15 protein-coding genes are annotated in these 18,786 nt (G+C 72.7%); 10 read left to right on the top strand and 5 right to left on the bottom strand.

Going from position 1 to position 18,786, the window contains the following annotated elements:
• Together ABD374_RS29005 and ABD374_RS29000 are read left to right on the top strand one after the other, a co-directional pair.
• A complete protein-coding gene (locus ABD374_RS29005) occupies positions 1–1,026 on the top strand; it encodes a TIGR04222 domain-containing membrane protein (RefSeq protein ID WP_344499118.1) in 1,026 nt (341 codons plus the stop codon).
• Between the two features lie 158 nt (positions 1,027–1,184).
• Complete coding sequence (locus ABD374_RS29000) at positions 1,185–2,789, top strand: alpha/beta hydrolase (protein ID WP_344499116.1); 1,605 nt, start codon at positions 1,185–1,187, stop codon at positions 2,787–2,789.
• Positions 2,790–2,819: 30 nt separating this feature from the next.
• On the opposite strand, the gene hemQ is transcribed toward ABD374_RS29000, so the two are convergent.
• Together hemQ and hemG are read right to left on the bottom strand one after the other, a co-directional pair.
• Positions 2,820–3,551, bottom strand: a complete 732-nt coding sequence (gene hemQ / locus ABD374_RS28995; RefSeq protein WP_344499114.1) for a hydrogen peroxide-dependent heme synthase — start codon at positions 3,549–3,551, stop codon at positions 2,820–2,822.
• Positions 3,552–3,555: 4 nt separating this feature from the next.
• The gene (gene hemG, locus ABD374_RS28990) at positions 3,556–4,986 is read right to left on the bottom strand and encodes a protoporphyrinogen oxidase (protein WP_344499111.1); all 1,431 of its coding nucleotides are present in this window, start codon (positions 4,984–4,986) and stop codon (positions 3,556–3,558) included.
• A 129-nt stretch (positions 4,987–5,115) separates the two neighbouring features.
• Between hemG and ABD374_RS28985 the strand changes: the two genes are divergently transcribed.
• Positions 5,116–6,153: a DUF4349 domain-containing protein gene (locus ABD374_RS28985; RefSeq protein WP_344499109.1), complete on the top strand. Its 1,038-nt coding sequence runs from the start codon at positions 5,116–5,118 to the stop codon at positions 6,151–6,153.
• 56 nt (positions 6,154–6,209) lie between these two features.
• Positions 6,210–7,592, top strand: a complete 1,383-nt coding sequence (locus tag ABD374_RS28980; protein ID WP_344499107.1) for an FAD-dependent oxidoreductase — start codon at positions 6,210–6,212, stop codon at positions 7,590–7,592.
• 138 nt (positions 7,593–7,730) lie between these two features.
• Here the strand turns inward: ABD374_RS28980 and hemE are convergent, their stop codons facing one another.
• Positions 7,731–8,801 (bottom strand): uroporphyrinogen decarboxylase, encoded by a 1,071-nt coding sequence (gene hemE / locus ABD374_RS28975; RefSeq protein WP_344499105.1) that lies wholly within the window; start codon positions 8,799–8,801, stop codon positions 7,731–7,733.
• Between the two features lie 90 nt (positions 8,802–8,891).
• On the opposite strand from hemE, the gene ABD374_RS28970 reads away from it, so the two are divergent.
• The 5 genes from ABD374_RS28970 (at position 8,892) to ABD374_RS28950 (ending at position 15,487) form a co-directional block, all read left to right on the top strand.
• Positions 8,892–9,563: a DUF3000 domain-containing protein gene (locus ABD374_RS28970; protein ID WP_344499103.1), complete on the top strand. Its 672-nt coding sequence runs from the start codon at positions 8,892–8,894 to the stop codon at positions 9,561–9,563.
• A 230-nt stretch (positions 9,564–9,793) separates the two neighbouring features.
• Positions 9,794–10,456: a helix-turn-helix transcriptional regulator gene (locus ABD374_RS28965; protein ID WP_344499101.1), complete on the top strand. Its 663-nt coding sequence runs from the start codon at positions 9,794–9,796 to the stop codon at positions 10,454–10,456.
• Positions 10,457–10,647: 191 nt separating this feature from the next.
• Entirely contained in the window at positions 10,648–11,928 is a 1,281-nt protein-coding gene (locus tag ABD374_RS28960) for an HRDC domain-containing protein (RefSeq protein WP_344499099.1), read from the top strand.
• A gap of 197 nt (positions 11,929–12,125) precedes the next feature.
• Complete coding sequence (locus tag ABD374_RS28955; protein WP_344499097.1) at positions 12,126–13,352, top strand: thiolase family protein; 1,227 nt, start codon at positions 12,126–12,128, stop codon at positions 13,350–13,352.
• Positions 13,349–15,487: a 3-hydroxyacyl-CoA dehydrogenase NAD-binding domain-containing protein gene (locus ABD374_RS28950; RefSeq protein WP_344499095.1), complete on the top strand. Its 2,139-nt coding sequence runs from the start codon at positions 13,349–13,351 to the stop codon at positions 15,485–15,487. Before ABD374_RS28955 ends, ABD374_RS28950 begins: the two co-directional genes overlap by 4 nt.
• Positions 15,488–15,562: 75 nt before the next feature.
• On the opposite strand, the gene ABD374_RS28945 is transcribed toward ABD374_RS28950, so the two are convergent.
• Entirely contained in the window at positions 15,563–16,654 is a 1,092-nt protein-coding gene (locus tag ABD374_RS28945; protein ID WP_344499093.1) for a DUF8189 domain-containing protein, read from the bottom strand.
• A 115-nt stretch (positions 16,655–16,769) separates the two neighbouring features.
• Here ABD374_RS28945 and ABD374_RS28940 point away from each other — a divergent pair, with 115 nt between their 5' ends.
• Positions 16,770–17,168 carry an NYN domain-containing protein gene (locus ABD374_RS28940; protein WP_344499091.1) on the top strand — a complete coding sequence of 133 codons (399 nt, stop codon included), beginning with the start codon at positions 16,770–16,772 and terminating at the stop codon, positions 17,166–17,168.
• Positions 17,169–17,251: 83 nt separating this feature from the next.
• Here the strand turns inward: ABD374_RS28940 and ABD374_RS28935 are convergent, their stop codons facing one another.
• On the bottom strand, positions 17,252–18,730 hold the full coding sequence (locus ABD374_RS28935; RefSeq protein ID WP_344499304.1) for an amino acid permease: 1,479 nt from the start codon (positions 18,728–18,730) through the stop codon (positions 17,252–17,254).
• Positions 18,731–18,786 lie beyond the last annotated feature (56 nt).

Below are 18,786 nucleotides of genomic sequence, written 5' to 3'. Positions count from 1 at the left end.
ATGACCCTGGCCGTTCCGGCCCTGCTGATCACGCTCGCCGTGGTCGCGGCCTCCCTCACCCTGTCCCTCGGCGTCCGGTCCCTGCGCCGGTCCTCCGGCGGCGGCCCCGCCCACGTCCACGACCTCATGGAGGTCGCGTTCCTGAACGGCGGCCCCTCCAGGACCGTGGACACCGCACTCGCCACGCTGCACTCCGACGGCCGCCTCGCGATCGGCGGGCCCGGCATCGCGTCGGCGCGGAACACCCTGGCCCGCGACCCGGTGGAGCGGACCGTGTTCGCGGAGCTCGCCGCCGCGCCCAACGGCGCGCTGCACACCCTGCGCCACGCGGTGATGCGCAGCGCGGCGGTGCAGGAGATCGGCGACAGTCTCGCGTTCCGCGGCCTGATGGTGGAGCCGAGGGCGGCCCGCAAGTGGCGCTCCGGCAGCATCGCCCTGCTGGTGGTGTGCGTCCTCGGGCTGCCCGTCTCCCTCGTGGCGACGGTGACGGTGTCGGTCGTGGAGGGATCCTTCGTCCCGTTCGTCTTCATGGTGCTGCCCGCCCTGGTCCTGGGGATGGTGTGCGGCGGGATCAACGCGTCCCGGGCGCGGGCCAGGGTCACCCCGGCGGGCCGCGCGGCGGTCAGGGCGTACCGCGCCGCGCACGCGGACCGGTGCGACGTGGGCCACCTGGTCGCCCTGAACGGCCTGCGGGTGCTGCCCGACCACGCGCTGGGGGAGCAGTTGCGGACGGCGGCGCGGCTGACCCCCGGCATTCCCCGCGCCTCTGCCCGCAGGCCGTCGCCGGACCACGGCAACAACAGCACCGGCTACGCGCCGGCGGCCGTGATCTGGTGCGCCGGTTCCGCCTCCGGCGCTTCGAGCTGCGGCTCCAGCCCGGGCGGTTCGGGCTCCGGGCACGACTCGGGGTCGGGAGGCTCCGGCGGTTCGAGCTGCGGCGGCGGCTCCAGCTGCGGCAGCAGCGGTGGGTCCAGCTGCGGCGGCGGATCGAGCGGCGGCGGATCCAGCTGCGGCGGCGGGTCCTGACGGGCGAACGCCCCCGCTCTCCGCCACCGGCCGGCGGGTGTGCGCCGTCCCCACGGTGCGTCGGGGTCATTGGCCCCGACACCGCCCACCGGTGCTTTACTTCGCCAACGGCCCCGCGAAGTATCCCTTTTGTCATGTAACTGCACGAAGGGAACGCGATGAGAGCACTGGTGACGTACGGGGCCCTGGCATCCCTCGGCTCCCTGGCCCTGACCTCGCTCGTCGCCGCCCCGGCGGGCAGCGCCGAACCCCCCGCCCCCGCCGAAGTCCGCGGTACCGCGCTCGCCGCCCAGCGCGCGGCCGCCGCCGGCATCGCCTTCGGCGCGTGCCCCCGGGCCGAGGGCCTGCCCGCACCGGTCGAGTGCGGCACCTTCAAGGTCCCCCTCGACTACGCCGACCCCGGCGGCCGCCAGATCTCACTGACCGTCAGCCGCGCCCGCGCGACCGGAGAGCGCGCCGCCCGCCAGGGTGCGCTCGTCTACAACCCCGGCGGCCCCGGCGCCTCCGGCATGTCCTTCCCGATGGCGGGCGCGATGCCCGAGTGGAAGCGGACCGGCGCGGCGTACGACCTCGTCGGCTACGCCCCGCGCGGCGTCGGCCGCTCGGCCCCGCTGTCCTGCCAGAACCCCAAGGACTTCGCCGCGGCGCCCAGCCAGGCCCCGACACACCCCTCACAGGCGTACAAGCAGCAGCAGATCGCCCGCGCCACGGCGTACGCCGACGGCTGCGCCCGCAGGGCGGGCAGCGCGCTGCGCCACTACACCTCGCTCAACAACGCCCGCGACCTGGACGTGCTCCGGGCGGCGCTGGGCGAGAAGAAGCTGACCTTCATGGGTGCCTCGTACGGCACCTACTTCGGCGCGCTCTACGCGACGCTCTTCCCCTCCCACGTACGCCGCATGGTCTTCGACTCGCCGGTCAACCCCGACCCCCACCAGATCTGGTACCGCAACAACCTCGACCAGTCGCTCGCCTTCGAGGGGCGCTGGAAGGACTTCCGCACCTGGGTCGCCAAGCACGACCGGACGTACCGTCTGGGCGCCACGCCCGAAGAGGTGCGGCTCAGCTACGAGAAGGCCCGCGCCCGGCTCTCGCGCGAGCCGGCGGGCAACGTGGTGGGCCCCGGCGAGCTCCAGGCGGCGATGCTGAGCGCCGGTTACTACGACGACTACTGGGCGATGCGCGCCACAGCGCTCTCGGAGTACCTGAAGGGCAATCCGAAGCCGCTGATCGAGCAGGCGTCGCCCCGGCCCGGGTCGATGCGGGACGAGGAGAACGGCAACGCCGTCTACACCGCCGTCGAGTGCAACGACGCGCCCTGGCCCACCGACTGGTCGGTGTGGAACCGCGACAACAGCCGGCTCGCGCTGCGCGCGCCCTTCGAGACGTGGGACAACGTGTGGATGAACCTGCCCTGCGCCTACTGGAGTGCGCCGCGGCAGCAGCCCCTGGACGTCGGTACGGGGCCGGGTGAGCTGCCCCCGACGCTGATCCTGGCCGCCGAGCGGGACGCGGCGACGCCGTACCCGGGCGCGCTGGAGCTTCAGCGGCGGCTGGCCGGCTCGGTGCTGGTCACGGAGCGGGACTCCGGCACGCACGGCATCGGCGGCGGCGAGAACGCGTGCGTCAACGGTCACCTGGAGACGTATCTCCTGACCGGCCGGACGCCGGTGCGGCGCGCACAGTGCGCGCCGCACCGGGAGCCGAACCCGGTGTCGCTGGACGAGCGGGCGGTGGCGAAGGAGCCGGTGCCCGCTGTCTGATCTTCCGGGTCAGGGGTGGCGGGCCGCCGCTCAGGCGAGGCCCGCCACCAGGTCTGCGACCGACTTGCGCCGGCCGGTGTAGAAAGGCACCTCTTCGCGCACGTGCATGCGGGCCTCGGAGGCGCGCAGGTGACGCATCAGGTCGACGATGCGGTAGAGCTCGTCGGCCTCGAAGGCCAGCAGCCACTCGTAGTCGCCGAGCGAGAACGACGCGACCGTGTTGGCGCGCACGTCCGGGTAGCCGCGCGCCATCTTGCCGTGGTCGGCGAGCATGCGGCGACGGTCCTCGTCGGGCAGCAGGTACCAGTCGTACGAGCGCACGAACGGGTAGACCGAGACGTAGTCGCGCGGCTTCTCGTCGGCGAGGAACGCCGGGATGTGCGACTTGTTGAACTCGGCGGGGCGGTGCAGCGCCATGTTCGACCAGACCGGCTCCAGCGCGCGGCCCAGCTTCGTGCGGCGGAAGAGGTTGTACGCCTCCTGGAGCTGGTCCGCGGTCTCCGCGTGCCACCAGATCATGACGTCCGCGTCGGCGCGCAGCCCCGACACGTCGTACGTGCCGCGCACGGTGACGTCCTTGGCGGCGAGCTGGTCGAACAGCTCCTGGACCTCGTCGGCGAAGCCGGCCCGGTCCTCGGGGAGCACGTCGCGCAGCTTGAAGACGGACCACAGGGTGTAGCGGACGACGTCGTTGAGGTCCTTGGCCTTCTTGCCGGCGTTCGGGCCTCGGGGGGATGTCACAGTCTCCGGAGCATCAGTCATGTCCCTATTCTCCCGTGCCGTGATCCGTGCCCCGCGCCGGGTCCGGGGTGAGCATGATCTCGTCGGCCGCGCGGGTGCCGCTCGCGACGCACGCGGGGATGCCCACACCGTCGTACGCCGCCCCGCAGACCCGCAGTCCCGGCAGCTTCGCGACCTCGGCGCGCACCCGCGCGACCCGGACGGGGTGGCCGACGGGGTACTGCGGCAGTCCGCCGGTCCACCGGGTCACCCCGGTGTCCACCGGGCGGACGGCGGTGAGGCCGGTCGCCGCGCCCAGGTCCCGCAGGGACATGTCGACGAGCTCGTCGTCCTCGCGGTGCAGGTGCTCCTCCTCGCCGTAGCGGCCGACGGAGGTGCGCAGGACGAACAGGTCGGGGGCCGAGGCGTCCACCCAGCCCCACTTGCGGGTCGAGAAGGTGGCCGCCTTGATGGTCCGCCCGTCCACGGGCGGCACCAGGAACCCGGATCCCTCGGGCATCCCCTCCACGTCCCGGCGCCGGAACGCCATGGTGACCAGGGCCATCGACGCGTACTCGACGGCGGACAGCTCGGCGGCCGCGGCCGGCGACTCGGCGGCGAGCAGCGCGGCGGCGGACCGGGCGGGGGCCGCGAGGACGACGGCGCCGGCCGCGATCACCCGCCCGTCGGTACGCACCTGCCAGCCGTCGGCGTCACGCGTCAGCCCGAGCACGGGCGTGCGCAGGAGGATCTCGCCGCCCCGGGCGCGCACGGCGTCGGCGACGGCGCCGGGCAGCGTGCCGATGCCTCCCTCGATCCCCGTGAAGACGGGCCCGGTCCGCTGCTTCCCGCCCGCCCGCCGCTGGATCTCCCGTACGCCGTCGAGGAGCGAGTCGCAGGTCCGCGCCGCCTCGAAGAGCTGCGGTACGGCGGCGCGCATCGACGTCCGGTACACATCACCGGCGTACACGCCGCCGAGCAGCGGCTCCACCAGCCGGTCGACGACCTCCCGGCCGAGGCGGGCCGCGACGTACGCGCCGATCGCGATGTCGTCGCCGACCTCGGTGCGCGGCAGTTCGTGGTCGCGGCGCATCCGGGCGAGAGCGTCCTCCGAGAGGATGCCGCCGAGCACCGCCGGGTCGCTCGGCACGCCCATCACGTGCCCCTTGGGCATGGGGGTGAGCGTGCCGCGGTTCCACAGCGAGGCGGTGGCGGTGGCGGGCGGCTGGAGCCGGTCGCCGAGTCCCACCGCACGGGCCAGGGCGACCGCCTCGGGGCGCCGGGCGAGCATCGACTCGGCGCCCAGGTCGACGGGCACGCCCGCGATCTCGCCCGCCAGGAGCTTGCCGCCGAGCCGGTCCGTCGCCTCCAGCAGGGTCACGCGCGCACCGGCGCCGACCAGCCGGTGGGCGGCGGCGAGCCCGGAGATTCCGCCGCCGATGACGACGACACGGCCCGTGCGGGATTCAGCGTTCATGGGGTCCACTCTCTCAAACCCGGAACGAGTCCCGACCGTGACCGCTTCGGGACCGGAAAACGGCAACCCCCTCCCCCGTCCCGTACGTCGAACCGGCAACATCCACCACGACGTTCGGGGGGAACCGACATGCGTGCAGCACGTACGTCCGGGCACCGTTCTTCCAAGGTCCTCGCGGCCGCTCTGCTCACCGCTTCGCTGGCGCTCGGCGGATGCGGCGCCTCCGACAGCGGTGCGGACGGCAGCAAGAGCGCGGCCGACGCTCCGGCCGGGGGGCAGGCGGAGAGGGCGCCCGGCGACGGCGTCGCGGCCGACTCGGGAGCGAAGGGGCCCGCCCGGGGGGCCGGGGCGAAGAAGCCGCAGCTCGCCGGGACCCACGTCATCCGTACCGCGACGCTCTCGGTCGAGGTCGCCGACGTGACGAAGGCACTCGCCACGGCCCGTACGGCGGCCGAGAACGCCGGGGGCGTCGTCGGCAGCGAGACCACCGAGCGGCTCGACGACGGCCACGTCCACTCCCGCATCGTCCTGCGGGTCCCGCAGGAGGAGTACGGCGCCGTGCGGAAGCAGCTCGCCGGCACCGGCGAGCTGCTGAACCTCAAGGCCGAGGACAAGGACGTCACCGACCAGGTGGTGGACGTCGACAGCCGCATCAAGTCGATGCGCACCAGCGTCGCGCGCGTACGGGACATGATGGACCGGGCCGACAGGATCAGCGACGTGGTCATGCTCGAAGGGGAGCTGAACACCCGCCAGACCGAGTTGGAGGCCCTCCTCGCCCGGCAGGCGTCGCTCGAGGATCGTACGACCCTGGCGACCCTCACCCTCGAACTCTCCGAGACCGAGGCCGAGCAGAACACCGGGGAGAACGACGGCCCCGGCTTCATGGACGCGCTCGGGGGCGGCTGGGACGCCTTCGTCACCACCCTGAAGTGGGTCGCGATGGCGCTCGGCGCGGTGGCCCCGTTCGCAGCGGCGCTCGCCCTGGTGTACGCCGTGTGGCGGTTGCTGCGGGGCCGTCTGCCGCGGCGGCGGACGGCCGTGCCCGCGACCGTCACCGGCACGGGGGCCGCGGGGACGCCGTTCCCGCCCGCCGGGACCTCCCCCGCCTCCTCCGCGCCCGCCGGGGAGCCGCGGGAAAAGAAGCGGGAGGAGCCGCAGGAGTAGCCCCCGCACGTAGCGTGTCCTTCCGGACGTGGACGTACGGACTGAGAGGACACGCCATGGCAGCGGCGGAGCGACTGGTGGTCATCGGCGGCGATGCGGCGGGCATGTCCGCAGCGTCGCAGGCCCGCAGGCTCAGGGGCCCGGACGAACTGGAGATCGTCGCCTTCGAGCGCGGCCACTTCACGTCGTACTCGGCCTGCGGCATCCCGTACTGGGTCGGCGGAGCCGTCACGGAGCGGGACGAGCTGATCGCCCGTACGCCCGAGGAGCACCGCGCGCGCGACATCGACCTGCGGATCCGCACCGAGGTCACCGCGATCGACATGGCGGGCGGCCGGGTCCGCTCGCGCGACCTCGCATCGGGCGAAGAGTCCTGGACCGGCTTCGACAAACTGGTCGTCGCGACCGGCGCCCGGCCCGTCCGCCCGCCGCTGCCCGGCATCGACGCCCCGGGCGTGCACGGCGTGCAGACCCTCGACGACGGCCAGGCCCTGATGGACTCCCTGGACCGGGCCGGGGGGCGGCGCGCGGTGGTCGTCGGGGCGGGCTACATCGGTGTCGAGATGGCGGAGGCTCTGGTCGGCCGCGGGTACGAGGTGACCGTCCTGAACCGGGGCGAGCAGCCGATGTCCACCCTCGACCCGGACATGGGACGCCTCGTCCACGAGGCGATGAACGGCATGGGCATCACGACCGTCTCCGGCGCCGAGGTCACCAAGATCCTCACCGGCGACGACGGCCGCGTCAGGGCGGTCGCCACGGACGAGGACACCTACCCCGCGGACGTCGTCGTCCTCGGCCTCGGCGTCGAACCGGAGACCGGCCTGGCGCGTGAGGCTGGGCTGCCGGTCGGGTCGTACGGGGGGCTGGTCACCGACCTGTCGATGCGTGTGAGGGGCCACGACAACATCTGGGCGGGCGGCGACTGCGTCGAGGTGCTCGACCTCGTCTCGGGCCGCCACCGCCACATCGCGCTCGGCACGCACGCGAACAAGCACGGCCAGGTGATCGGCTCGAACGTGGGCGGCGGCTACGCGACGTTCCCCGGTGTCGTCGGTACGGCGGTCAGCAAGGTCTGCGACCTGGAGATCGCGCGCACCGGTCTGCGCGAGAAGGACGCGCGCGCGGAGGGGCTTCAGTTCGTGACGGCGACGATCGAGTCCACGAGCCGCGCCGGGTACTACCCCGGCGCGTCGCCGATGACGGTGAAGATGACCGCGGAGCGCCGGACGGGGCGGCTGCTCGGCGTCCAGATCGTCGGCCGCGAGGGGGCGGGCAAGCGCGTCGACATCGCGGCGGTCGCGCTCACCGCCGGCATGACGGTGGACCGGATGACGGCCCTGGACCTGGGCTACGCCCCGCCGTTCTCCCCGGTGTGGGACCCGGTGCTGGTGGCGGCCCGGAAGGCGGCCGCGGCGGTGCGGGCGGCGGGCGCGTAGGGCGCGGTCGCCCGCGGCTGGCTGTTCCCCTGCCCGCCCCTTCCCCGAGCCGGGGGCAAGCCCCCAGGCCCCCGGACGCGCCCCGGTTCGGGAAGGGGCGGGGTGGGGTGGGAAAGAGCCCGCCGCGGGCGCCAGGGGCTAGCGCGCCGTGCGGGTGTGGACGTACTCCGTCAGGCGGGTCAGCGCGTCGGGGTCCGTCGCCGGGAGGACGCCGTGGCCCAGGTTGAAGATGTGGCCCTCCAGCCCCGCCGCCGCATCCAGCACCTCGTCCGTCTTCGCCATGACCGCGTCCGGCGTCGAGAAGAGGACCGCGGGGTCGAGGTTCCCCTGGAGCGCCTTGCCGGGGCCGACGCGGCGCGCGGCCTCGTCCATCGGGACCCGCCAGTCGACGCCGACGACATCCGCGCCGGCCTCGCCCATCAGCCCGAGCAGCTCGCCCGTGCCCACACCGAAGTGGATGCGCGGTACGCCGTACGACGCCACCGCGTCGAAGACCTTCGCGGACGCGGGCCTCACGGAACGCGTGTAGTCGGCGGGGGCGAGCGCCCCGACCCAGGAGTCGAAGAGCTGGACGGCGGACGCGCCCGCCTCGATCTGCACCTTCAGGAAGGCCCCGGTGATCTCCGCGAGCCGGTCGAGGAGGTCCGCCCACAGCTGCGGGTCGCCGTACATCAGGGCCTTGGTGTGCTCGTGGTTGCGCGAGGGGCCGCCCTCCACGAGGTAACTCGCGAGGGTGAAAGGCGCGCCCGCGAATCCGATGAGCGGAGTGGACCCGAGCTCACGCGTGAGCATCCCGATCGCCTCGGTGACGTACGTGACGTCCTCGGGCGTGAGGTCGCGCAGCCGCGCGAGATCGGCCCGCGTACGGATCGGCTCGGCGATCACCGGACCGACGCCGGGCTTGATGTCGAGGTCGATGCCGATGGCCTTGAGCGGCACCACGATGTCGCTGAAGAAGATGGCCGCGTCGACGCCGTGGCGGCGTACGGGCTGCAGCGTGATCTCGGTGACCAGCTCGGGCCGCATGCACGACTCCAGCATCGGGATGCCCTCGCGCACCTTCAGGTACTCCGGCAGCGAGCGTCCCGCCTGCCGCATGAACCAGACCGGCGTGTGCGGCACCGGCTCGCGCCTGCACGCCTTCAGGAAGGTCGAGTCGTACGTCTGGCTCTGCGGGCCACCCGTGGGGCGGCGGTCGTTGGCGCTCACCTCCAAATCTTCGCACGCGGGCCGAAGCGGTTGTCGCGGGGCGGGTGTCCTTCCCTGCGTGAGGCGCGCGTTCCGCCTACTCTTCCCCGCATGGCTCCGGCTCAGGGACGACTTTCGGATGAGGATGAAGCTGACGGCAGGGGCGGTGCGGGGGGCGACTCCGTTCCGCTCGCGTTCCGTCAGGCGGTCGACGCCCTGCGCTCGGCGCGCCTGCGTCCCGAGCTGGAGGTGGAACCGACCCGCCCGCCCCAGCGGCTCGCGCCGTACGCGTACGCGCTGGAGGCGGCGGTCGTCCACGGCGACGAGGATCTGGCGGACGGCCGGCTCGTGCTCCTGCACGACCCGGCGGGCCACGACGCCTGGCACGGAACCTTCCGGCTGGTGACGCTCGTACGGGCGGAACTGGAGCCGGAGATGGCGTCCGATCCGCTGCTTCCCGAGGTGAGCTGGTCCTGGCTGACGGGCGCCCTGGAGGCACGCGGGCTGTCGTACGCGGAGGCGAGCGGCACCGTGACGCGGGCCGGCTCGTACTACTTCGGCGGTCTGGCCGAGCGCAGGCCCGCGACGCAGATCGAGATCAGGGCGTCGTGGTCGCCACGCGAGGGGCGCGGCGGGGTGCCCGACACGGCGGCGCACCTGGCGGCCTGGTGCGACCTGCTGGCGCAGATCGCGGGGCTGCCCCCGGCGGCCGCCCAGGGGCCGGGTTCCGTGGACGCCGGTGTGGTGTCGCTGCCGCAGCGGCGGGGCCCGCAGGTGCCTTAGCAGGCGACGTGGGGGCGCGCCGACAGGGCGCGCCCCTTTTGCGTGCGCCGTACGAGCGATTCTCCACCCGACCGATCACGCATCCGAATTGCCCGAATTGTTACTCACCAAATCGTGATCTTTCCCTAAAGGAGAGCGGCACTGCTGCCGAAGAGGTCAATGACCCTTCAGCACGGTTCCCCGGCTACTTCCCCGAGCCGGCGAGTTCCGCCACTCCCCCAGGAGGCCTGGTGTCCGTTCTCCTCGAGCAGCCCGCAAGCCTGGTCGCCTACCGCCCTAACAAGCCGACGGCCATGGTCGTCGTGGCCGACCCGCGCGTCCGCTCCACCGTCACCCGCCATCTGTGGGCCCTTGGAGTACGTGACGTCATCGAGGCGTCGTCCATCGCGGAGGCACGTCCCCGCGTCGGCAGCCCGCGCGACATCTGCGTTGCCGACGTCCACCTGCCCGACGGTTCCGGGCTGACCCTGCTGTCCGAAACCCGCGCCGCGGGCTGGCCCAACGGGCTCGCCCTCTCCGCCGCCGACGACATCGGCGCCGTACGCAACGCCCTCGCGGGCGGCGTCAAGGGCTACGTCGTCACCGGTACGCGCAACAACATCGGGCACCCCAACCGCCCCGGCGCCGCCCCCATCGGCGCCGTGGCCGCACGCATGCAGCGCCGCCCCCCGGGTGCCCCGAGCCACCCGGGCGGCTACCGCGAGCTCTCCGGCCGCGAGGTCGAGGTGCTCAGACTGGTCGCGGAAGGCCAGTCGAACAAGGCGATCGGCGTCTCGATGGGGCTCTCCGCCCTGACGGTCAAGAGCCACCTCGCCCGTATCGCGCGCAAGCTCGGCACGGGCGACCGTGCCGGGATGGTCGCGGTGGCACTGCGCACCGGCATCATCCACTGATCGATCCGCCTCCCCCGTCACATCCCCCACGCGCCCACCGGCGGAACGTTCCGCCGGTGGGCGCCCCTCATCGCGGCGCCCGGGGAGGGCACTTTCGGGGGACATCGCACCGGGAATGGTTCTCGCAGGTCACCCGCACTTTCATGGACGAGTGCAGGTCAGCCGTTCGCTCGTGCAGATACCCTTTACACGTGACCGACGCCCAAGAGACCGCAGCAGAGCCAGACCTGCGAAACCCCGGGGGCGCCCCCCCGGACGACGTCGAGACGGCGCCGATTCCCCTGTTGGAGCCTCGCGAAGGCATTCCGCCGGTGGTTGCCACCCAGGAGGCGCTCGACGAAGTCGTCGCGGCTTTCGCCCGCGGCACCGGCCCCGTGGCCGTCGACGCCGAGCGGGCGTCCGGATACCGGTACGGGCAGCGGGCCTACCTCGTACAGCTGCGCCGCGAAGGCGCGGGCAGCGCGCTCGTCGACCCGGTCGGCTGTCCCGACCTCTCCGCCCTGGGGGAAGCCCTCGCCGGCAGCGAGTGGATCCTCCACGCCGCCACGCAGGACCTTCCGTGCCTGCGCGAAATAGGCATGGTTCCCACTCGGCTCTTCGACACGGAGCTGGCGGGCCGGCTCGCGGGGTTCCCGCGCGTGGGTCTGGGCGCGATGGTCGAGTCGGTCCTCGGGTACGCCCTGGAGAAGGGCCACTCCGCGGTCGACTGGTCCACCCGCCCGCTCCCCGAGCCCTGGCTGCGCTACGCCGCGCTCGACGTGGAGCTGCTCGTCGACCTGCGGGACGCGCTGGAGAAGGAGCTCGACCGGCAGGGGAAGCTGGAGTGGGCCCGCCAGGAGTTCGACGCCATCGCGTCGGCCCCGCCCGCACCGCCCCGCCAGGACCCGTGGCGCCGTACGTCGGGGATGCACAAGGTGCGCCGCCGGCGGCAGATGGCGATCGTGCGGGAGCTGTGGAACGCCCGGGACCGGATCGCCCAGCGGCGTGACGTCTCGCCCGGCAAGGTGCTCGGCGACACCGCGATCGTCGAGGCGGCGCTGGCCGCGCCGGCGACCGTACAGGCCCTGTCCGCGCTGCCCGGTTTCGGCCACCGCATGGGGCGCCGGCAGCTGGAGCAGTGGCAGGGGATCGTCGACCGCGCCAAGGCGCTGCCCGACTCGGAGCTTCCGCAGCCGGGAGCCTCGGTGACGGGCCCGCCCCCGCCGCGCTCCTGGGCGGACAAGGACCCCACGGCGGCGGCCCGGCTGTCGGCCGCGCGGGCGGCGGTCTCGGCGCTCGCCGAGGAGCTGAAGATGCCTCAGGAGAACGTGATCACCCCGGACACGGTGCGCCGGGTCTGCTGGGAGCCGCCGAAGGACGCGACGCAGGACGCGGTGGCGGCTTCGCTGGCGTCGTACGGCGCGCGCCAGTGGCAGATCGAGCTGGTGGCCCCGCTGCTGACCAAGGCGCTGGCCGCGACGGCGGCCGCCTGACCGCGGGCGCCGGGACCGCTCCGCGCGCAAGCCCCCGACCGCCTGCGGCCGGGGGCTTCTCCGTGTGACCTTCGCCGCTCCCGTCGTGGGGGGTGGGCAGCTTGGTTACCCGCAAGTAGCATGGCGGTACGCAACACGCTCACGCGGCGTGCCGTGTGTGCAGCAGTGCCATCCCGCACCCTGGAGGAGAGCCAATCGTGCCTCGTACCGTCAGGGATGTCGTCTTCGTCGACGGCGTCCGCACCCCGTTCGGCAAGGCGGGCCCGAAGGGCATTTACCACGAGACCCGCGCCGACGATCTCGTCGTGAAGGCGATCCGGGAGCTGCTGCGCCGCAACCCGGCCCTCGACCCCGCGAAGATCGACGAGGTCGCCATCGCCGCGACCACGCAGATCGGCGACCAGGGCCTCACGCTCGGCCGTACCGCCGGCATCCTCGCCGGTCTGCCGCAGTCCGTCCCCGGCTATTCCATCGACCGCATGTGCGCGGGCGCGCTGACCGCCGTGACGGCGACCGCCGGCTCGATCGCCTTCGGCGCGTACGACGCCGTGATCGCCGGTGGCGTCGAGCACATGGGCCGCCACCCGATGGGCGAGGGCGTCGACCCGAACCCGCGGTTCGTGAGCGAGAAGCTGGTCGACGAGTCCGCCCTCTTCATGGGCATGACCGCCGAGAACCTGCACGACCGCTACCCGGACATCACCAAGCGGCGCGCCGACGAGTACGCCGTGCGCTCGCAGGAGAAGGCCGCCAAGGCGTACGCCGACGGCAAAATCCAGGCCGACCTGGTGCCGGTCTCGGTCCGCCGCACGAACGCCGAGGCCGGTGAGACGGGCTGGGGCCTGGTCACCGCCGACGAGCCGATGCGCCCGGGCACGACCCTGGAGTCGCTGGCGAACCTGAAGACGCCGTTCCGCGTCCACGGCAACGTCACCGCCGGTAACGCGGCCGGTCTGAACGACGGCGCCACCGCCTCGATCATCGCCTCCGAGGACTTCGCCCGCGAGAACGGCCTGCCGGTCAAGATGCGCCTGGTCTCGTACGCCTTCGCCGGCGTCGAGCCCGAGGTCATGGGCTACGGCCCGATCCCGGCCACGGAGAAGGCCCTCGCCAAGGCGGGACTGTCCATCGAGGACATCAACCTCTTCGAGATCAACGAGGCCTTCGCGGTCCAGGTCCTCGCGTTCCTGGAGCACTACGGCATCGCCGACGACGACGCGCGCGTCAACCAGTACGGCGGCGCCATCGCCTACGGCCACCCGCTGGCCTCCTCCGGCGTGCGTCTGATGACGCAGCTGGCCCGCCAGTTCGAGGAGCAGCCGGAGGTCCGCTACGGCCTCACCACGATGTGCGTCGGCTTCGGCATGGGCGCCACCGTCATCTGGGAGAACCCGAACCACAAGGACGCCGGAGGCAGCAAGTGAGCACCACCGCTGAGCTTTTGAAGGGTGCGGCCGAGCTGTTCCCGGACGAGGTCGTCACCAACGCCCACGTACGGCACTTCGAGCTGCCGTCGGGCGCGGGCCGGTTCGCGCTGATCACGCTGGACAACGGCTTCGACCACACCAAGCCGACCACCTTCGGCCCGCAGTCGCTGGCGAACCTCAACACCGCCGTCGACCAGGTCGAGAAGGAGGCGGCCGAGGGGACGATCGTCGGCGTCGGCCTCACCGGCAAGCCGTTCGTCTTCGCCGTAGGCGCCGACCTCAAGGGCGTCGAGCTGCTGAAGCGCCACGAGGACGCGCTGGCCATCGGCAAGGGCGGCCACGACGTCTTCCGCCGTCTGTCCGGACTCGCCGTCCCGACCTTCGCGTACTACAACGGCGCGGCGATGGGCGGCGGCGTCGAGGCCGGTCTGCACTGCACCTACCGCACGGTCTCGGCCGCGCTCCCCGCGTTCTCGCTGCCCGAGGTCTTCCTCGGCCTGGTTCCCGGCTGGGGCGGCTGCGCGCTGCTGCCGAACCTGATCGGCGCCGACCGGGCGGTCTCGGTCATCATCGAGAACTCGCTCAACCAGAACAAGCAGCTCAAGGGCGCGCAGGTCTACGAGCTCGGGATCGCCGACGCGATCTTCGAGGGCGCGGACTTCCTGGAGCAGTCGCTGATCTGGACCGCGTCCGTGCTGCGCGGCGAGATCCAGGTCGTACGGCCGGAGATCGACCGCGGCGAGGCATGGGACCAGGCCGTCGCGCGCGGCAGGGCCGTCGCGGACTCCAAGGTGCACGGCGCGGCCCCGGCGGCGTACCGCGCCCTGGAGATCATCGAGGCGGCCAAGGACGGCGACCTGCAGAAGGGCTTCGACGCCGAGGACACCGCGCTCGCCGACCTGATCATGGGCGACGAACTGCGCTCCGGCATCTACGCCTTCAACCTGGTGCAGAAGCGCGCCAAGCGGCCGGCCGGCGCTCCGGACAAGTCGCTGGCCCGTCCGGTCACCAAGGTCGGTGTCGTCGGCGCCGGCCTGATGGCCTCGCAGCTCGCCCTGCTGTTCCTGCGCCGCCTGGAGGTGCCGGTCGTCCTGACCGACATCGACCAGGAGCGTGTCGACAAGGGCGTGGGCTACGTCCACGCCGAGATCGAGAAGCTGCTCGGCAAGGGCCGCGTCAACCAGGACAAGGCCAACCGTCTCAAGGGCCTGGTCTCCGGTGTGCTCGACAAGGCCGAGGGCTTCGCGGACGCGGACTTCATCATCGAGGCCGTGTTCGAGGAGATGTCGGTCAAGCAGAAGGTGTTCGCGGAGGTGGAGGCCGTGGCCCCCGCCCACGCGATCCTGGCGACCAACACCTCGTCGCTGTCCGTCTCCGAGATGGCGTCGAAGCTCCAGCACCCCGAGCGCGTGGTCGGCTTCCACTTCTTCAACCCGGTCGCGATCCTCCCGCTCCTGGAGATCGTGCGCGGCGAGAAGACGGACGACGCGTCGCTGGCCACCGCCTTCGGCGTGGCGAAGAAGCTGAAGAAGACCGCGGTCCTCACCAAGGACGCCCCGGCGTTCGTCGTGAACCGCATCCTGACCCGCTTCATGGGCGAGATCCAGAACGTCATCGACGAGGGCACCCCGGTCGAGACGGCCGAGAAGGCCATCGAGCCGCTCGGTCTGCCGATGTCCCCGCTGGTGCTCCTCGAACTGGTCGGCCCGGCCATCGGCCTGCACGTCTCGGAGACCCTGAACCGCGCCTTCCCCGAGCGCTTCACGGTGTCCCCGAACCTGGCGGCGGTCGTCAAGGCCGGCAAGCGCGGCTTCTACGTCTACTCCGCCGAGAACGGGTTCAAGCCCGAGCTGGACCCCGAGGTCGCCGCTCTCCTCGAGCAGGGCGACACCGTCCTGACGGAGGAGCAGGTCCGCACCCGCGTCATGGAGGCCGTGGCGCAGGAGATCGGGCTGATGCTGGAGGAGGGTGTCGTCGCCGAGGCGCAGGACATCGACCTCTGCCTGATCACGGGCGCCGGCTGGCCCTTCCACCTGGGCGGCATCACGCCGTACCTGGACCGCGAGGGCTACGCGGAGCGCGTGAACGGCAAGAAGTTCCTGCCGCAGGGCGTGGCGAGCGTCCCGGCGTAACCCCGTCCGCTGTACGCGCCCGTGCCCGGCCCGCCAAGAGGTGGGCCGGGCACGGGCGTTGAGGGGCGAGTGAGGTCAGACGCGGGCCCAGGCCGCCAGGGCCAGGCCCTCCTCCGGCTTCTGACGGGCCACGTGCAGCGCGCCGTCCCGGCCGATCACCGCGAGGACGACGCGGCCCGCGCCGTCGACCGCCAGCGCCGGCGCGCCCACGCATTCCCCGCCCGTCGCGGTCCACCACACCCCGTCGCCCTCGGCCTGCGCCAGGCACGCCGCGAGCACGGGCCGGCCGTCGCTGCCGCGGTGGGCCAGGACCGTGCAGTCGTGGCCGCCGATCTCGGCGCGCAGGGCCGCGGGCGGGCTGTCCGCGGGGCTGCCGGACAGGACGACGGGGTCCTCGCCGGGACGGTGGGCGGTGATGCCCTTGGAGCCGGGGTCGTTCCAGTAGTACGTGACGCGGTCGTCGGCGGTCTCCAGGCCGGTGACCGTACGGACCGCAGGGGACAGCGGGACGTCCTCGGCCCGTATCAGCCCGCCCCCGGGCTTCTCCTGCGTCCAGCGCAGCAGCCCGGCCTCCGCCGGGACGAGGACCTCCACCGTGCCGGACGCCGTGGCCACCGCGACCGGACCGTCATGGGCCTTGCTGCCGCGCAGGTCCTTCCAGCCCTCCCACTTGCCGTTCGCGGCCTGACGGCGCATCTGGAGGCCGCGCCCGGCGTTGCGTACGAAGACGTGGACCGAACCCGCCGTGTTGACGGCGGCGGCCGGGCTGCCGATCCTGAGACCGCGTTCGGCGGCCTGGTACGGGTTGCCGAGGGAGTGCCAGGCGGTCAGCGGGCGGCCGGTCTGGTACTGGATGGCGTGCACGATGTCCACCGCCCCGGCCTTCTGGCGCCGGCCGACGAAGTGCACGTAGCCGTCGGGCCCCTGGGCGAGGACGACGTCCTCGATGCCGGGCGCCGGGAAGAACTGCGGGCCCGCCCACCCGGGGCCGCCCGGAGCCGTCTCCGTCCAGCGCAGCAGCCCGCCGTCGGTGGGGGCGTAGGCGGTGAGCCGGCCGTCCCTGCCGCGCAGGAGCCACCGGCTCGTCCCCGGCCCGGTCGCGAGCGGGGGAGGGCCGGGCGGGGAGGAGGGAATCGGCTCGGCCTTACGCGCGCTCCGCGGCCTCATGGCGTCACGCCAACCTTCTGTGCATCGGCTCTTCGGTTCTCCGTGGTATCGAACAAGCATAGCGTTTTGCCTGATGACGCTGGTTCGTCCAGCATGCTCGTGCTAGGAGAACGGTATGAGAACCCTGGTCGTCGTGGACGCTGCCAATGTCGTCGGATCCGTCCCCGACGGCTGGTGGCGCGACCGCCACGGGGCCGCCGAGCGGCTGCGCGACCGCCTCCGGGGCTACGCCGGCGAGGGCCTCCCGGGCCACCCGGGCCCGCTCTCCGTGGTCCTCGTGGTCGAGGGCGCCGCCCGTGGGGTCGCCTCCGTGCCCGGCGTACGGGTCGAGGCGGCGCCCGGCAGCGGCGACGACCGGATCGTCGAGGTGGTCGCGGAGGAGACGGGCAAGGGGGCGGCCGTCCTCGTCGTCACCGCCGACCGGGAGCTCAGGCAGCGCGTGGAGGCGTACGGCGCACGGTGTGCGGGGCCGCGCACCGTGCGGCCCCGGCCGGGCGGCCCGGACGGGCCGTAGGGAGCGGGACGTACGGAACCGGAGCGCACCGGGGACAGAACCTTGCCCGCCGGAGGCAACGGCCCCGTACCCGGTACCCGTACCTAGTACTTGGCGCCGTCGCCGAGGCGGCCGAGGCGGCTGTGGCCGCGGCCGTACGCGAAGTACAGCACGTAGCCCAGCGCCATCCAGATGCCGAACCGCAGCCAGGTCTCGGCCGGCAGATTGAGCATCAGCCACAGGGAGGCGGCCACCGAGAGGATCGGGACCAGCGGCACCAGCGGCGTACGGAAGGCGCGGTGCAGGTCGGGCCGGGTCCGGCGCAGGACGATCACGCCGAGGGCGACGACGACGAACGCGAAGAGCGTGCCGATGTTCACCAGCGTCGCGAGCTCTTCGAGGCTGGTGAACCCCGCGATGACCGCGATGAGCACACCGAGCAGGATGGTCGGGCGGTACGGGGTGCGGAACTTCGGGTGCGTGACGGAGAAGAAGCGCGGGAGCAGCCCGTCGCGGCTCATCGCGAAGAACACCCGGGTCTGGCCGAGCAGCAGGATCATGCAGACCGTGGTGAGACCGACCGCGGCGCCGAAACTGATGACACCGGCGTAGAAGGGGTGCCCGGTGGCCTTGAACGCGTCGGCGAGCGGGGCGCTCACCGACAGTTCGCTGTAGTGCTGCATGCCGGTTACCACGAGGGACACCGCGACGTACAGCACGGTGCAGATGAGGAGCGAGCCGAGGATGCCGCGCGGCATGTCGCGCTGCGGGAGTTTGGTCTCCTCGGCGGCGGTGGCCACGACGTCGAAGCCGATGAAGGCGAAGAAGACGACCGAGGCGGCGGTGAAGATGCCCATGACGCCGAAGTTGGTGGGCGCGTAACCGAAGATCAGCTGGACCAGGGGGGCGTCCATGCCCGACCCGGCGGGCTGCTGCACCGGGTCGGGGACGAAGGGCGAGTAGTTGTCGGCCTCGATGAAGAACGAGCCCGCGACGATCACGATCAGCACCACGGTCACCTTGATGGCGACCACCAGCGCGGTGACCCGGGCGGAGAGTTTCACGCCGACCACCAGGATGACCGTGAGCAGCAGGACCAGGACGAACGCCAGCAGGTCGAAGCCGAACCCGTCCGCCGCTTCGGGCCCGGAGAGCACTTCGGGCATGCTCCAGCCGATGTTGTCCATCAGTGAGCGGACGTAGCCCGACCAGCCGACGGCCACCACCGCCGTGCCCAGGGCGAACTCGAGGACCAGGTCCCAGCCGATGGTCCAGGCGACCAGCTCGCCGAGTGAGGCGTACGAGAAGGTGTACGCGGAACCGGCCACCGGGACGGTGGAGGCGAACTCGGCGTAACAGAGTGCGGCGAGCGCGCAGACGATGCCCGCGGCGACGAAGGCGAGGGCGGTCGCGGGGCCCGCCGTCTCCTTGGCCACCTTGCCCGTGAGGACGAAGATGCCGGTGCCGATGATGACGCCGACTCCGAAGACCGTCAGGTCCAGCGCGGAGAGGGACTTCTTGAGCTCGTGCTCCGGCTCCTCCGTGTCGCGGATCGACTGTTCGACCGTCTTGGTGCGGAACATGCCGCCTTTGACCGGCCCTGGGTCGTGCTGCGTACTCACCGGCGTACCTCCGACTG

The organism is Streptomyces enissocaesilis, from assembly GCF_039533765.1.
Taxonomy (GTDB): Bacteria; Actinomycetota; Actinomycetes; order Streptomycetales; family Streptomycetaceae; genus Streptomyces; species Streptomyces enissocaesilis.
This window is presented reverse-complemented; position numbering and strand designations above follow the sequence as displayed.